The organism is Streptomyces sp. NPDC041108, assembly GCF_055592645.1.
Window position 1 is genome coordinate 1 of record NZ_JBVIYK010000057.1, and the last position, 1,156, is coordinate 1,156.

General features: G+C 67.4%; 1 protein-coding gene. It reads left to right on the forward strand.

Features of this window, described 5'->3' with window-relative positions; all coding sequences use genetic code 11:
• Positions 1-64 precede the first annotated feature (64 nt).
• A protein-coding gene (locus ACZ6BB_RS42180; RefSeq protein WP_471620376.1) for an IS630 family transposase occupies positions 65-1,140 on the forward strand; the annotation gives its coding sequence in 2 pieces (ribosomal slippage) (positions 65-511 and positions 514-1,140; 1,074 coding nt in all).
• Positions 1,141-1,156: the final 16 nt, after the last annotated feature.

Consider the following 1,156-nt stretch of genomic DNA (forward strand, 5'->3'; position numbering starts at 1 on the left):
TACTGACCTTTTCGGGTTGCCTTCGGGTGGTGACGTTGGGTGATCCCTGCGGTATGCCGGTGTTATGCGGTACGCGGATGGTGGGGGCCTGACTGCTGAGCGGCGGGCTGCGCGTGAAGGGATCCGGCTGGAGGCCGGGCAGAGGTTCGCACGAGGTGACAGGAATTCGGTCATCGCCAAGGACCTGCGGGTGAGCGAGCGTTCGGTGGAGCAATGGCGCCGCAACTGGCGTGAAGGCGGTATGGAGGGTCTGAAGTCGAAGGGACCCGCGAAACTGCCGAAGCTGTCGGACGAACGCTTCGCCCTGCTGGAAAAGGAGCTGGCCAAAGGGCCGGCCGCGCATGGCTGGGAAGACCAGCGGTGGACTCTGGAGCGGGTCAGAACGCTGATCGGCCGCCAGTTCGAGGTCAGTTGCTCGATCGCGGGAGTGTGGCGGCTCCTGCACCGCCACGGCTGGTCCTGGCAGAGCCCGGCCCGCCGTGCGCTGGAACGTGACGAACACGCGGTCGAGCTCTGGAAGAAGGATGTGTGGCCGCAGGTGGAAGCACCGCGGCGGCGCTCGATGCCTGGATCGTCTTCGAGGACGAGGCCGGGTTCGCGATGACGCCGCCACGCGCCCGCACCTGGGGCCGGCGCGGACAGACTCCCGTGGTGAGAGTGCGGGGCCGGTCCCGGCGGCGGATCTCGATCGCCGCGATGTGCTGCTACCGGCCCGGCGAGAGGTCCCGGATGATCTACCGGCCCCGTTTCCACTCGCTTCTGAAGGGTGCACGCAAGAGCTTCGCCTGGCAGGACTACCGCGACCTCCTGGTCCGCGCGCACCTGCAGCTCGGCGCCCCGATCATCGTCGTCTGGGACAATCTCAACACCCATCGCACCGCTGGCCTGCGTGACTACGCCGCAGGCCACGACTGGCTCACGATCGTCCAGCTCCCCTCCTACAGCCCGGACTTGAACCCGGTGGAAGGGGTCTGGTCCCTGTTACGGCGAGGCCCGATGGCCAACACCGCATTCACCGACCCTGACCACCTCACCCGCACCCTCCGCCGCGGCCTTGCCCACATCCAGCGCCACCCGGAACTCATCGACGGCTGCCTCACCGAAACCGGCCTGACCCTCAACCCCGGCACCCGAAGCTAATCCGACAAGGTCAGTA